16 protein-coding genes are annotated in these 13,703 nt (G+C 65.7%); 9 read left to right on the forward strand and 7 right to left on the reverse strand.

Features of this window, described 5'->3' with window-relative positions; genetic code table 11:
• Window positions 1-37 precede the first annotated feature (37 nt).
• On the reverse strand, window positions 38-952 hold the full coding sequence (locus tag AC1ROT_RS13320) for a LysR family transcriptional regulator (RefSeq protein ID WP_492973300.1): 915 nt from the start codon (window positions 950-952) through the stop codon (window positions 38-40).
• A 124-nt stretch (window positions 953-1,076) separates the two neighbouring features.
• Here AC1ROT_RS13320 and AC1ROT_RS13325 point away from each other — a divergent pair, with 124 nt between their 5' ends.
• From AC1ROT_RS13325 to AC1ROT_RS13340, 4 genes are all read left to right on the forward strand, one after another.
• Window positions 1,077-1,817, forward strand: a complete 741-nt coding sequence (locus AC1ROT_RS13325) for a glucose 1-dehydrogenase (protein ID WP_492999535.1) — start codon at window positions 1,077-1,079, stop codon at window positions 1,815-1,817.
• Between the two features lie 71 nt (window positions 1,818-1,888).
• Window positions 1,889-2,737: a helix-turn-helix domain-containing protein gene (locus AC1ROT_RS13330; protein ID WP_492999536.1), complete on the forward strand. Its 849-nt coding sequence runs from the start codon at window positions 1,889-1,891 to the stop codon at window positions 2,735-2,737.
• A 29-nt stretch (window positions 2,738-2,766) separates the two neighbouring features.
• On the forward strand, window positions 2,767-3,117 hold the full coding sequence (locus AC1ROT_RS13335) for a VOC family protein (protein WP_492999538.1): 351 nt from the start codon (window positions 2,767-2,769) through the stop codon (window positions 3,115-3,117).
• A gap of 12 nt (window positions 3,118-3,129) precedes the next feature.
• Window positions 3,130-3,531 carry an SRPBCC family protein gene (locus AC1ROT_RS13340; protein WP_492999539.1) on the forward strand — a complete coding sequence of 134 codons (402 nt, stop codon included), beginning with the start codon at window positions 3,130-3,132 and terminating at the stop codon, window positions 3,529-3,531.
• A 132-nt stretch (window positions 3,532-3,663) separates the two neighbouring features.
• Here AC1ROT_RS13340 and AC1ROT_RS13345 read toward each other — a convergent pair whose 3' ends face one another.
• Window positions 3,664-4,581 carry an EamA family transporter gene (locus AC1ROT_RS13345; RefSeq protein ID WP_492999541.1) on the reverse strand — a complete coding sequence of 306 codons (918 nt, stop codon included), beginning with the start codon at window positions 4,579-4,581 and terminating at the stop codon, window positions 3,664-3,666.
• 175 nt (window positions 4,582-4,756) lie between these two features.
• On the opposite strand from AC1ROT_RS13345, the gene AC1ROT_RS13350 reads away from it, so the two are divergent.
• Both AC1ROT_RS13350 and AC1ROT_RS13355 read left to right on the forward strand, forming a co-directional pair.
• The gene (locus AC1ROT_RS13350; protein WP_492999543.1) at window positions 4,757-5,497 is read left to right on the forward strand and encodes a substrate-binding periplasmic protein; all 741 of its coding nucleotides are present in this window, start codon (window positions 4,757-4,759) and stop codon (window positions 5,495-5,497) included.
• 170 nt (window positions 5,498-5,667) lie between these two features.
• Entirely contained in the window at window positions 5,668-6,396 is a 729-nt protein-coding gene (locus AC1ROT_RS13355; protein ID WP_492973293.1) for a substrate-binding periplasmic protein, read from the forward strand.
• Window positions 6,397-6,440: 44 nt separating this feature from the next.
• Here AC1ROT_RS13355 and AC1ROT_RS13360 read toward each other — a convergent pair whose 3' ends face one another.
• The 3 genes from AC1ROT_RS13360 to AC1ROT_RS13370 form a co-directional block, all read right to left on the reverse strand.
• Entirely contained in the window at window positions 6,441-6,917 is a 477-nt protein-coding gene (locus tag AC1ROT_RS13360) for an SRPBCC family protein (protein ID WP_492999545.1), read from the reverse strand.
• A gap of 102 nt (window positions 6,918-7,019) precedes the next feature.
• Window positions 7,020-8,291 (reverse strand): RNA polymerase sigma factor, encoded by a 1,272-nt coding sequence (locus AC1ROT_RS13365; protein ID WP_492999547.1) that lies wholly within the window; start codon window positions 8,289-8,291, stop codon window positions 7,020-7,022.
• Complete coding sequence (locus AC1ROT_RS13370) at window positions 8,288-8,680, reverse strand: YciI family protein (RefSeq protein ID WP_492973290.1); 393 nt, start codon at window positions 8,678-8,680, stop codon at window positions 8,288-8,290. Before AC1ROT_RS13370 ends, AC1ROT_RS13365 begins: the two co-directional genes overlap by 4 nt.
• 183 nt (window positions 8,681-8,863) lie before the next feature.
• On the opposite strand from AC1ROT_RS13370, the gene AC1ROT_RS13375 reads away from it, so the two are divergent.
• Complete coding sequence (locus tag AC1ROT_RS13375; RefSeq protein WP_492999549.1) at window positions 8,864-9,529, forward strand: alternative oxidase; 666 nt, start codon at window positions 8,864-8,866, stop codon at window positions 9,527-9,529.
• A 21-nt stretch (window positions 9,530-9,550) separates the two neighbouring features.
• Here AC1ROT_RS13375 and AC1ROT_RS13380 read toward each other — a convergent pair whose 3' ends face one another.
• Both AC1ROT_RS13380 and AC1ROT_RS13385 read right to left on the reverse strand, forming a co-directional pair.
• Window positions 9,551-10,546, reverse strand: coding sequence for a Bug family tripartite tricarboxylate transporter substrate binding protein (locus AC1ROT_RS13380; RefSeq protein ID WP_492999550.1), 996 nt, complete (start codon window positions 10,544-10,546; stop codon window positions 9,551-9,553).
• Window positions 10,547-10,576: 30 nt separating this feature from the next.
• On the reverse strand, window positions 10,577-11,722 hold the full coding sequence (locus tag AC1ROT_RS13385) for a mandelate racemase/muconate lactonizing enzyme family protein (protein ID WP_492999552.1): 1,146 nt from the start codon (window positions 11,720-11,722) through the stop codon (window positions 10,577-10,579).
• Between the two features lie 100 nt (window positions 11,723-11,822).
• Between AC1ROT_RS13385 and AC1ROT_RS13390 the strand changes: the two genes are divergently transcribed.
• Together AC1ROT_RS13390 and cmk are read left to right on the forward strand one after the other, a co-directional pair.
• On the forward strand, window positions 11,823-12,764 hold the full coding sequence (locus tag AC1ROT_RS13390; RefSeq protein WP_492999553.1) for a LysR substrate-binding domain-containing protein: 942 nt from the start codon (window positions 11,823-11,825) through the stop codon (window positions 12,762-12,764).
• 209 nt (window positions 12,765-12,973) lie between these two features.
• The gene (gene cmk / locus AC1ROT_RS13395; protein ID WP_492999555.1) at window positions 12,974-13,636 is read left to right on the forward strand and encodes a (d)CMP kinase; all 663 of its coding nucleotides are present in this window, start codon (window positions 12,974-12,976) and stop codon (window positions 13,634-13,636) included.
• Window positions 13,637-13,703: the final 67 nt, after the last annotated feature.

A 13,703-nucleotide genomic window follows, 5' to 3' on the forward strand; every position in this document is an offset into this window, starting at 1 on the left:
ATGGGTCCCCGGGTCAAGCCCGGGGTGACGAGTCGAACTAGTCCACGGCCGGAAACAGGTCGGGCTTCTTGAAATGCTCGGCCATATGGTCGATCAGTGCGCGCACCGCGGGCGGCAGGCCGCGCCGCGTGGTGAAGATCAGGTGGATGGTGCCCTCGCGCGCATGCCAGCCGGGAAACAGCCGCACCAACCGGCCGCTCTGCAGCAATGACCAGCAGGCATGATCGGGTAGCAGCGTGACGCCGACATTTGCCGCCGCGGTCTCGCGCAGGGCTGTGAAATCGTTGCAGCCGAGCAGCGGCTGGTGGCGAATCTGGCGCGTCTCGGCCCCGGGCCCGACCAGGTTCCACACCACCTCGCCGCCTTCGTCATTCATGCTCAGCGTCGGCACGCCGGCCAGGTCGCTCACGTCTTTCAGTTCGGCCAGCCGGTGCGCCAGCGCCGGGCCGGCCACCAGCACGCGGCGGCTTTTGGTGAGTGTGCGCATGGTCAGCGCCGCGTCGCTGTCGAGATTTTCGCGCACGCGCAGCGCCACATCGATGCGTTCGTTGATCAGGTCGACGCGGCGGTTGGTCGCCAGCACCAGGACGGTCACCTTCGGATAGCGTGCCATGAAGCCGGGAAGGATGCCGGCGATCACTTCCATCAGGCCGGTCGGGCAGCTGAACCGTACGGTGCCATGGGGCTCGGCCTTGGTTTCGGCGATCACGGCTTCCGCTTCCTCGACGCCATTGAGGATGGCGCGACAGCGTTCGTAGAAGGCCTGGCCGATCTCGGTGACGCGGAAACGCCGGCTGGAGCGCTCGATCAGCCGCACGCCCAGGCGGGCCTCCAGCTGGGCCACCCGGCGGCTCAGCTTTGACTTGGGCTGCCGTAGGGCCCGGCCGGCCGGGGCGAAACCGCCGTTTGCCACCACTTCCGCATAGAAAAACAGGTCGTTCAGGTCCTGCATGGCTGGCTCATCGTTCTAAATATGGAACGTAGAGTAACGGATTCGCCAGCTACTGGCATCAGCGTTCTTCTCATAAGTCTTATCGGGACGGCGGAACGGTCCGCCCCCACAGCGGAGAATGACAATGTCCAGGAAGCTCGAAGGTAAGGTTGCGGTGGTAACCGGCGGCAACAGCGGCATCGGCCTCGCCACCGCCAAGCGGTTCGTCGCCGAGGGCGCCCATGTCTTCATCACCGGTCGCCGCCAGGACGAACTGGATGCCGCGGTGAAGCAGCTCGGCGGCAACGTCACCGCTGTTCAAGGCGATATTTCGAAACTCGCCGACCTGGACCGGCTCTACGACGCGGTCCAGCAGAAGCACAGCCAGATCGACGTGCTGTTCGCCAATGCCGGCTGGGGCGAATTCGCCCAGCTTGGCTCCTTCACCGAAGAGCATTACGAGACCACTTTCGGCATCAATGTGAAGGGCACGATCTTCACGGTGCAGAAGGCCCTGCCGCTGATGCATGCAGGCAGCGCCATCGTGCTGAACGCCTCGATCTCCGGCTCGATCGGCCAGCCGGCCTTCAGCGTCTATGCCGCCACCAAGGCCGCCGTGCGCTCCTTTGCCCGCACCTGGTCGGTCGACCTGAAAGGCCGCGGCATCCGCGTGAATGCCGTCAGCCCCGGCTATATCCCGACGCCCGGCCATACCCGGCTTGGCATCACCACGGAAATGCATGACGCCGTGGCCAATGAAATCCCGCTCGGCCGCGTCGGCACGCCGGATGAAGTGGCAAAGGCGGTGGTCTTCCTGGCCTCGGACGATGCTAGCTACATCACCGGCGTCGAACTCGCGGTCGATGGCGGCGTCGCGCAGATTTAACAGCGCGGTTTCCGGACTTTGTGACCACGGGCGGTCTTTTGGCCGCCCGTGTTTTTTCGTAAACTGGCACCATGCAGGTTCGCACCCTTCTGCAGACGGAACACATAACGGTGGTCGATTACCGCTGCGAGGCGGGGCCGTCGGCGAAGCCCTTTGCCGAACAGCATCTCGGCACGTCCGTGTCCTATGTGCGGCGCGGCAGCTTCGGCTACCGCTATCGCGGCCACAGCCATGAACTGGTGGCCGGCGCCGTGCTGGTCGGCCATGCCGGCGACGACTTTGTCTGTACCCATGAGCATCACGGCTGCGGCGACGAATGCCTGGCCTTCCAGCTCTCGGCCACGCTGACCGACCGGCTGAGCGACAAAACCGAACTCTGGCGCCAGGGCGCGCTGCCGCCGCTGGCCGGGATGATGGTGCTGGGCGAACTGGCACAGGCGGCGGCCACTGGCCGCAGCGATGTCGGGCTCGACGAGATCGGCCATGCGCTGGCCGCGCGCTTCGTCGACACGGTCAGCGACCGCACGCTCGCAGCCCCCGACGGCACCGCGCGCGACCGCCGCCGCGCCGTCGAAACCGCGCTGTGGATCGATGCCCATGCCGACCAGGAGATCGATCTCGCGGCTGCCGCGTCGGAGGCGGGGCTGAGCCCGTTCCATTTCCTGCGCGTCTTTACCCGCGTGCTCGGCGTCACCCCGCACCAGTATCTGGTGCGCAGCCGGCTCCGCCGCGCCGCTCGCCTGCTGGCCGACAGCGACGCGCCGGTGACCGAGATTGCCTATGACGTCGGCTTTGCCGATCTGTCGAATTTCATGCGCAGCTTCCGCCGGGCTGCCGGCGCCTCGCCGCGCGGCTTCCGCCAGGCTGCCCGCGGTAAGAACAGCAAGATTCTCCAAGAACGGTCGGCCGTCCCGGCCTAAATGGGTATCTCCATAACCGGAGAAGACCCATGTACGACCATATCGGCCTCAAGGTGAAAGACCTGGCCGCCAGCCGTGCCTTCTATACTGCCCTGCTGAAGCCACTCGGTTTCGTGCCCGACGACAGCGGCACCGGCTTCGGCCCGCCCGGCGCCCCGGCGCTGTGGCTTTATGAATCGAAGAGTGCGAAAGGTGGCACCCATGTCGCCTTCCTGGCACCGGACCGCAAGGCGGTGGCGGCCTTCCATGCCGCCGGCATGAAGGCCGGCGCCACCGACAACGGCAAGCCCGGCCTGCGCGCAGATTACAGCCCGACGTATTACGCAGGATTCCTGCTCGATCCCGACGGCAATAATGTCGAAGCGGTCTGCATGGACTGAGGGAGAAACGCCATGGCCACCATCCGCAAGGAAATCTTGCTAGGGAATTCGCCTGCGCGCGTCTGGGACGTCGTGCGCGATACCGGCGCGCTCCATACGCGCTTCTGTCCCGGCTTCGTCACCCACACAGACCTGGAACACGGCGGCGCGTCGCGCATGGTCACCTTCGGCAACGGGATGACGGCGCGCGAACGCATCCTGGGCATGGACGAAACGGTGATGCGGCTGGCCTATTCGGTCGAGCCGAACGAACGGCTCAGCCATCACAGCGCGTCGTTCCAGGTCATTCCCGAAGGCAGCGGCTGTCGTCTGGTCTGGATCGCCGATCTGCTGCCCGATGCGATGGCGGCCATGGTCGGCGGCATGATGGCGCAGGGCATGGCGGCGGCGCAGGTCGCGCTCGAGAAGGCCTGACGTTTACCCACCGCCATTATTCGACCGCGGTCGTCGTCATTTCCGCCGGGCTTCTAACCCGGTCCGGCGGAGGTTCGTGCAGACCCCTGCATGGAATCCCGGAACCCTGTCCGGAATGACGGCGGCGGGTGGTTATTTCCGCACCGCCAGGCCGAGCAGGATGCCGGCCATCAGCACGGCGACACCGATGATCTCGCTGCGCGCCGGCTTCTCGCGGAACACCAGATAGGACATGAGGAAGGTGAAGATCATCTCGCTCATGCCCAGCATGCGCACATAGGCCGCCACCTGCAGCGCCATGGCAGTGAACCAGCCGGCCGAACCGGCAGCAGATGCCATGCCGACGATCAGGCCGGGCCGCCAGGCGGCAACTACGCGGCGCAGCTCGCCCGGTTCGCGCCAGAGTAAGTAGGCCAGCATCAGCGCGATCTGAAGAACAATGGCATGCACCAGCGTGGTGGCGGCGGCCAGCGGCACGAAATCCGTATCCAGCGACAGCGAGGCGGCGCGGAAGCCGATGGCCGAGACCGCAAACAGTGCGCCCGAGCCGATGCCGATCAGCGCCGATTTCTCCATCCAGCCGAACAGGAAAGCCTTCAGCGCATTGTCGCTGCCCTTCAGCGAGATCAGCAGCACGCCGATGGTGCCGATCACGATGGCGGCGACGCCGGCGCCCGAGACCGGCTCGGCCAGGATCAGCATGCCGAAAGCGGCGGCCTGCAGGGCTTCCGTCTTGGAATAGGCCGTCGCCACCACGAAGTTGCGCATGGAAAGCGCGAGGATCAGCAGGTTGGTGGCAAGGATTTGCGCCACGCCGCCGACGGCGGTCCAGAAATAGAATTCAGGATGGGCGGTGGGCAGAGCGTTGCCGGTGAATGTCAGGCAGGCCAGCAGGTAGACGATGGCGAGTGGCAGGCCATAGGCAAAGCGCACGAAGCTGGCGCCGTTGGTGCTCAGCCGGCCTTTCAGCTGCTTCTGCAGGCCGGTGCGCACGGTCTGACAGGCCGCGGCCCAGATGGTGATCGGTATCCATGCCCATTCCATGAGCATGGCGTAGCCGAGCGCGGCAGTCGGTGCAAATGAGAAAGCCACCCGGTCGTGTTGAGAAGAATTGGCCCCTTGAGCAGAATTTGGGCAGCGTCAAATGGCCCGCAGGTTTTGCTTGCATGTTGCGCTGCGGCAGGTTGGAGTGAGCTGTCGCATGTTACGCGATTCAAGGGGGACCATGAGGCGACGCAGTCTGATCTGCGCCACGGTTGCGATGGCACTGGCCGCAGTCCTGCTCGGCCGGCCGGCATCGGCCGATATTCTGCGCATCGCCTGCGACGAGAATTTCCCGCCCTACAATTTCATCGAGCAGGACCGGGTGGTCGGTCTGGATGCCGAGATCGTCACGGCGATTGCACGTCAGACCGGCGACGAGGTGCAGTTCGAACCGCATCCCTGGAGCCGCGTGCAGCAGCTGCTGGAGCGCGGCGAGATCGATGCCGCCTTCCAGTTCGTCGGCCGGCCCGACCGCTTCGAGAAATACTTCATGATCGGGCCGCATCGCATCGGCCGCACCGTCTTTGCGACCCGGCCCTTCGCCGACACGCCTTATGCCCGCTTGGAAGACCTGCGCGGCCTGCGCATCGGCGTGATCCGCGACTACACCTATGGCGCGTCTTTCGACAATGCCGCCGACCTGACCAAGGATGTCGGCGCCGGCGACAACCGCCAGCTGGTGCGCATGCTGGCGGCCGGCCGTGTCGATGTGATCATCGGCGACAGCGCCGCGCTCAGTTATTTCGCCCGGCTCGACGCGCTCAACAGCCAGCTGCGCTTCCTGCCCAAGGCCTATGATGAAGTGCCGCGCTATATCGCGGTGCCGCGCAGCAAGCCGGCCATCGCCGCGCGGCTGGAGGCGGCTTTGAAAACGCTGCGCGGCAATGGCCGGCTGGCGGAGATTCTGCGGCGCTGGGAGTAATACAAAAGGCCGGCAGGCCGCCGCCTGCAGCCCTTAAGCGGAATTCGCCGTCTGCGGAGCAGTTTGGTGGAGCGCGTATTACCGCTTATTTAGGCGGCGCTGGTTCCGGTTGGTGCTAGATCTGCACTTGCCGGCGCGGCCTTTGCGGCCCAGCTGTCAGAAAGGCTTCCATGCATTTCCTCTGGATTGCAGTGATGGCTGCGCTGCTGGCGCTGCCAATCCCATCGTCGCGTGCTGAAACATGGACGATAGCCTGCGACGACAATTTTGCGCCCTACAATTTCTTCGAGGGCAAGACGCTGGTCGGCGTCGATATCGATCTGGTCACGGCCCTGGTGCGACAGGCCGGCGCTGAACCGCGGTTCGAGGCGATAGCGTGGAATCGTGTGCGCGAAAAACTGGAGCGCGGCCAGGTCGATGCCGCGTTTCAGTTCGTCGGCTTGCCTGAGCGGTTCCAGAAATATCACATGGTCGGGCCGTATCGCACCGGTCGCACGGTCTTTGCCGTGCAGCGCAATACATCCGCCAGCTTCGAGCGCTACGACGACCTGCAGCGCTATATCATCGGCTTGGTCAATGGCTTCAATTACGGCTTGCCCTTCGACACCGACCCGTCGTTGCGCAAGGACACGACAGCGGGCGACAACCGGCAGCTCCTGCGCATGCTGGCCGCCGGCCGCGTGACACTCGCCATCGGCGACGAAAGAACCCTGCTTCACGTTATCCGGAAAGAGCAGCTGCAGGAGCAGATCACCTTCCTGCCGCGCGCCTTCAACGAGATTGAGCGCTATATCGCCGTGCCGCGCAGCCGGCCAGAGATTGCCGCACGGCTGGAACTGGCGCTCGCCGCCCTGCAGGTGAATGGCGAATTGAATGCCATCCTGCAGAAATGGAACTAGGCCGCCCGGTTTTTCCGGGCGGCCTCCAGGTTCGCGTTTCGCCTTCAGGCGTTCTTCAGTTTCTTCACCACCTCGATCAGCTGGTCGGCGACCTGGCCCCAGCCGGCATGGAAGCCCATCTCTTCATGAGCTTTCAGGTCCTCGTCGGTCCAGTGGCGCGCACGCGCGGTGTAGAGCGTCTTGCCGTTGCCCAGATCCTCGAAGGTGGTGACCGCCACCATGAAGGGCTTGCCGCTCGGCTGCCAGCCCGGCAGGAAGGCATCGGTCGAGACCAGGCGCTGGTTCGGCACCACCTCGAGGAACACGCCATCCAGCGGATATTCGGCGCCACCCGGATCCTTCATCACGGCCTGGAAGCGGCCGCCGGCGCGGAAGTCGATCTCGATGGGGGTGGTGGTCAGCGGCTTGGGCGCGAACCACTCGGTCAGATGCTCGGTCCAGGCCTTGTAGACCAGCGCCGGCGGCGCATCGATCTCGCGGGTCAGGGACAGTTCGCGGTTGGTCTCGGTCTTGTTGGTCATGGCATTCATCGCTCTTTAGCCCTTCAGTTTTCAGTGTCGATACTGCAAGGACGGTGGTGGAAGGCCCGATCCGACACTGGGCCCGAAATTTTTCAGAACAGTTCAGCCGGCCTTTTTGCCATCCTGCATCAGGCGGTCGAGATGCAGGCGGATATGGGCGGCCTCGGCAGGCGTGCGGGCCAGCGCGATGGCGCGGTCAAAGGCAATACGGGCCTCGTCCGGACGGTCGAGCTGCAGCAGCAGGTTGCCGCTGACACCATGGAAATGGAAATAGCCATCCAGCGGTGCGGCCAATGGCGCGATCAGGGCGAGGGCGGCCGCGGCGCCATGCGCCTTGGATACTGCCACGGCGCGGTTCAGCGTCACCACCGGCGAGGGCTGCATCTGCTCCAGCGTCGCGTAGAGCCGCTCGATCTGCGTCCAGTCGGTATCGGCGGGCCTGGCGGCGCGCGCATGCAGGGCGGCAATCGCCGCCTGCACCTGATACGGCCCAGCCGTATTCGGATTGGCGCGCGCATGGCGCACGGCCTTGTCCAGCAGCGCCAGGCCCTCCTGGATCAGCTCGGCGTCCCAGCGGCTGCGATCCTGGTCGTCCATCAGCACGATCTGGCTATCGGCATCCAGCCGGGCTGCGGCGCGCGCATGCTGCAGCAGCATCAGCGCCAGCAGGCCCATGATCTCCGGTTCGGCGCTGAACAGCCGCAGCAGCAGGCGGGCGAGGCGGATGGCTTCCAGGCAGAGCGGCGTGCGGATATGGGCATCGCCGCCGCTGGCCGAATAGCCTTCGTTGAACAGCAGGTAGATCATGGCGGCCACCACGCCCAGCCGTTCGCTGCGCTCCACGGCCCCCGGCGTGGCAAATTCCACCGCCGCATCGCCGATGCGGCGCTTGGCGCGGGTGATGCGCTGTTCCATGGCGCTCTCGCTGACCAGGAAGGCGCGCGCGATCTCGGAAACCGTCAGGCCCGACACGATGCGCAACGCCAGGGCGATCTGCTGGGTGGCGGGAAGATCGGGGTGGCAGCAGATGAACAGCAGCCGCAGGATGTCGTCGCGATACTGGCTGTTATCGAGTTTTTCAGCCTGCTCTCCTTCGACATCGCTGCCGTCGGTCAGGCTGTCGTCTTCGGGCAGGGCGACATGTTTCTGGCGCCGGCGGGCCTCATCGACGCCGGAATTGCGGCCGACGAAGACCAGCCAGGCGGTCGGGTCGCGCGGCGGGCCCTTGTCGGGCCAGTGTTTCAGGGCCCGCAGGCAGGCTTCCTGGAAGGCTTCCTCGGCACGGTCGAGATCGCGGAAATAGCGCAGCAGCGCCGCCATCGCCTGCGGGCGGGCGGATTTCAGCGCGTTGTCGATCCAGCCGAGGGTGGTCATGACACCAGCATGTCGCGTTTGACGGGATCGGGAATGAAGACGCGCAGGGGGCGAATCTCGAAGGCACCGCTGCCGCCATCGCCGTCCTTGCCGGCCATCTGGCGCGCCGTCTCGATGGCCTCGTCCAGCGAGGCCACGTCGATGACGTAGAAGCCGAGCAATTGTTCCTTGGTTTCGGCAAACGGGCCGTCGAGCACCACCGGCTCTGCGCCATAACGCACGGTCGTGGCCGCGGTGGTGGGCAACAGCCGCACGATGGCGCCCATCTTGCCCTGTTCGGCCATGGGGTCGGTCACCGCCCGCCGCCTGGCGATCACGGCGTCGTCTTTTTCCTTCGGCCAGGCTTCGACCGCGGCTTCGTCGTTGTAGCAAAGGATGGCGTAGAGCATCGGTGCATTTCCTGATTTCAGACCAAGGACGCGGGAGTATGCCGCAAGCCGACAGGGTCTCTGGAAAATAATTGCCCCGCGACAATTTCCCATGATGCCGCAGGTAATATTTGCGGAATATCCGGTTTTTGCGGCGCAAAAATGCGATAGGCTGGGCCTGTGCCGAAGAGGGAGCCCCACCCAATGTCAGCTGAGTCTGCCCGCCATCCGGACAGCGACACGCCGCGCCATCACGTGCCCGCCGATCTGTCCGACCGCATCGCGCTGATCGTGGTGAAGACCATGCGGTTCTTTGCCGATGCGTTTTTCGCCAAACGCTACGGCCACCGCGCCGTGGTGCTGGAAACCGTCGCCGCCGTGCCCGGCATGGTCGGCGGCATGCTGGTGCATCTGAAATCCCTGCGCCGCATGAAGGATGACCGCGGCTGGATCCATACCCTGCTGGACGAGGCCGAGAACGAGCGCATGCATCTGATGGTCTTCGTCACCATCGCCAAACCCAATGCCTTCGAACGCCTGCTGGTGCTGCTGGTGCAGGGTGCCTTCTTCAACACCTTTTTCCTGCTCTACCTGCTGGCGCCGAAGACCGCCCATCGCATCGTCGGCTATCTGGAAGAAGAGGCGGTGGTCAGCTACACGCATTACCTGGCCGAGATTGATGCCGGCCGGCATCCCAATATTCCTGCGCCCCAGGTCGCCATCGACTACTGGAAGCTGCCGGCAGATGCGACCCTGCGCGATGTGGTGCTGGCCACCCGGGCGGATGAAGGCACCCACCGCGACGTCAATCACCGCTTCGCCGATATCCTGGCCGGCGAGCGTCCGGGCGCGGTGCCGGCCGAGGGCTGAGCGGCGCCTTGCCGGGGCGCTTTATTCAACCGTCGCGCCGGTCTCCTTCACCACCTTGGCCCATTTGTCGATCTCGGCTGCGATGAAACCGGCATAGGCTTGCGGCGTGCCGCCGCCGGGGACATAGCCGCCGGCCGCATAGCGCTCCTTCACGGCCGCTTCGGCCAGGGTGGTGTTGATGGCGCGGTTGAGCTGGGCGACGATTTCAGGCGCTGTGCCGGCCGGCGCCGACAGCCCCATCCAGCCGGTGGCGGCGAAACCGGAGAAACCGGACTCGGCTACGGTCGGCGCTTCCGGGTAGAGCGGATTGCGCTGCGCGCTGGTGACGGCCAGCACCTTCAGCTTGCCCGAGCGCACATGCGGCAGGGCCACATCGACATTGATCATTACCGAGTTGACCTGGCCGCCGATCACATCGGTGATCGCTGGCGCGGCGCCACGGTATGGCACATGCTGCAGCTTGATGCCGGCGGAATGCTGCAGCATCGCCATGGCGAGATGGCCCGAGGAGCCGCTGCCCGGACTGGCGCAGGCCACCTGGTCGGGCTTGGACTTCGCCAGCGCGATATAGTCCCGGAAGCTCTGGGCCGGGAAATCGGCCGAGACCAGCAGCGCATTGGCGATCGTGCCGATCTGGCCGATATGCACGAAGTCCTTGCGCGAATCATAAGTCATCTGGCTGTACAGGGCATGGTTCATCGCATTCTGCCCGTTGCCCGACAGCAGCAACGTATGGCCATCGGGGGCGGCGCGCGCCACCGCATTGGCCCCGATATTGCCATTGGCGCCGGCGCGGTTCTCGACCACGAAGGGCTTGCCGAAACTCTGGCTGAAGCTCTGGGCGAACAGGCGCGCCAGCACGTCGTTGCTGCCGCCGGCGGGGAAGGGCACCACGATGGTGACCGGCCGCTCCGGCCAGCTGGCGGCGGCCCCGGCGTTGCGCGCAGGGAAAACCAGCGGCGCGCTGCCGGCCGTGGCGAGTGCCATCAGGAAGCTGCGGCGGTTCATCTTGATCATCTCGGGTTCCTCCGGTTTATCGTTATGCGGTCAGGCTGCGCAGCGCCAGCTGGCGGTCAGCCAGGGCGTCAGGCGTTCGGGATCGAGGTCCAGTCCGGTGCCGGGCGCATCCGGTACGGTCATCATGCCGTCGCTGTCCACCGGCATCGCGCCGGCCACCGTAAGCAGCGGGTTCGGCGTGGCATCGATTTCCATATAGGGATAGGGCGCGGGGCCGCCGCCGCGCCGCGCCGGCAGCAGGGCCGCCATCTGCAGCGCCGCGCGCTGGTTGACGATGGTGCCGAAGACATGCGGCATCACTGGCAGGTCGTAAGCCGCCGCCAGCGCTGCCACGCGCTGAAAACCGCTGTAGCCGCCGCAAACCGTCAGGTCGGGTTGCAGAATGGAAAACGTACCCGCGGCCAGGAAATCGCGGAAGGCAGCCAGGCTGCCCAGTGCTTCGCCGCCGGAAATCGCCACCGGTACCGCATCGGCCACAGCCCTGTAACCGGCGATATCCTCGGCCAGCACCGGTTCCTCGATCCACAGCAGGCCAGCCTCGTCCATGCGGCGGGCGGACTCAATCGCCGCCCGCGCCGTATAGCCCTGGTTGATATCGACCATCAGCGCAACATCAGGCCCGACATGCCTGCGCATGGTCGTCGCCATCGCGCCATCGGCGCGCGGATCGAAGCCGGCGCGCGGCTTGAAGGCGCGGAAGCCGCGCGTCAGATAGGCGTCCGTCTCACGCAGGTAATGGCCGTAAGCATCGCTGCCTTCTAGGATGAAGGGCCCGCTGGCGTAAGTGAACACGCGCTCGCGCAGGGCGCCGCCCAGCATGGCGGCGACGCTCATCTCTCGGGCCTTGGCGGCGGCATCATGCAGCGCCATGTCGAGCGCCGAGATCGCCATCATGGCCACGCCGCGGCGATCGTAGCCGATGGTGGCCGTCATGGCGTCCCAGATGCGGCCGTAATGCTGCGGCGACTGGCCCAGCACGAGTGTGGCCAGCCGCGCCTGGATCAGGGCACCGGCTGCATGCGGTGAGGCAAATACCTCGCCCCAGCCGCTGATGCCGCTGTCAGTGATCACCTGCACCAGCAGGAAATCGCGCCGGCGGATGAAGGTGCGGGCATTGCCGAGCGCGGGCGCGGGGGAAAAGCCGAGCTGATAGCCGCGGATTTCGACAACCTTCACTGCGTATCCTCCAGATACTTTGTTGGTCCCCATTGTCGCGGCGCAGGTCATAGTTTCAAATGCCGATTACACCTGAGATCATGTTCCGAGCTTATGAACCATGCTGCTGAATCTGCGAGAGATGGATGTGTTTCGCCGCGTGATGGAGCTGGGCAGCGTCACGGCGGCAGCCGGCGCGCTCAACATCACCCAGCCCGCGGTCAGCCGGCTGCTGCAGAATGCCGAACAGCGGCTCGGTTTTCCGCTGTTCGTGCGGCAGAAGAAACGCCTGCTGCCGACACCCGAGGCGCAGGCGCTGTTCCCCGAAACCATCGGTGCCTTCGCCGCCATCGATGCCGTGCAGCGGCTGGCCGGCGGCTTGCGCACCGGCCAGTCGGGCACGCTGACGCTGGCGGCGATCCCGGCGCTCGCGAACGCGCTGCTGCCGCAGGCGGTGCAGCGCTTTCGCGCGCAACGGCCCGATGTTGCTGTGGTGATCCAGGCGCTGACGGCGCAGGAGATCGCCAACCGTATCGCCGATTACCGCGCCGATCTCGGCGTCATCATCGGGCCCATCGCCGTCGGCGGCATGGCCGGTGGCGTGGTGGTCAGCGACCTGTGTTCCAGCCGGCTTGGCTGCGTGCTGCCACGCCGGCATGCGCTGGTGGCGAAGGCAGCGCTGCGGCCGGCGGATCTGGCGAAAGAACCGCTGATCTGCCTCAGCCGCCATTTGCCGCTCGGCAATCAGGCCAGCCGCATCTTTGCCGATGCCAATGTGCCGCTGCGTGTCGCCGTCGAGGTCTCGCAATCGGCCACTGCGCTGGCCCTAGTGCGCGCCGGGGCTGGCATCGCGCTGCTGGATGGTTTCGCCTTCCACGGTATCCGCAACGACGATCTGGTGATCCGGCCGCTGCGGCCCGATGCCGAAAGCGTTGCCCGCATCCTGCAGGCACGCGACCGCCCGCTGTCGCGCCTGGCCCAGGAATTCCTCAAGACCCTGCACCAGGTGGCGGCCGCGGCGGATTTTACGGTGCCATCGGGCAAAGCCCGGAAGGGGTCTTGAAGGGACAAATAATGTTCCTATATTGTTCTGTTTAAGATTTTGAGAGGGGTTCGCGGGAAGTCCCGCGATCCCGAGCGAACCGAAACGAAGCGCTACGAAGCCAAACGAAGCCGAACGAACTCAAACGAAGCCGAACGAAGCTCAACGAACACCAACGAAGCCTCAGCCAACCCCTTGTTTCCGGCCATGGTGCCGGTCTACCAAGACCCATGACCGTTTCCCCGACCGCTTCTGTCGTCATTGCCGTCGATGGCCCCGTGGCCGCCGGCAAGGGCACGCTGGCCCGTCGCCTGGCCGATCTTTACGGCTTTGCCTATCTCGACACCGGCTCGCTCTATCGCGCCGTCGGGTCAAAGGTGCTGCGGCTGAAGGCCGACCCGGCCGATCCGCAGGCTGCCGCCAAGGCTGCGGAATCGCTGGATGAATCCGATCTCGCCGCCGCCGACCTGCGCAGCGAGGCGGTCGGTCTGGCTGCCTCGAAAGTGGCCGCCATCCCCGGCGTGCGCGCCGCCCTGCTGGACTATCAGCGCCGTTTTGCCGCCCATCCGCCCGGCGGCAAACCCGGCGCCGTGCTGGACGGGCGCGACATTGGCACCGTGGTCTGCCCCGATGCGCCGGTGAAGCTGTTCGTGACGGCGCGCGATGAGGTGCGGGCGGAACGCCGCCATCGCGAGCTGGTCGACAAGGGCGAGACCGCCACATTTGAGCGGGTGCTGGCCGACTTGCGCCGCCGCGACGAGCAGGACCGCGCCAGAAGCGCCGCGCCGCTCAAGGCGGCCGACGATGCCCACTTGCTGGATACCTCGGATTTGGCTATAGAAGCGGCCGTTACTGCGGCTTCCGATCTCGTCGCAGCAGCCCTGAAGCGCTGACGCCCGTCTTCAGGTTCCCCAACCAACCCTCCGGTTGCCCGCGTCGCGCCGGATGCCTGATCACCCC

It is taken from the genome of Ferrovibrio sp. GW821-FHT12E11 (assembly GCF_058806975.1).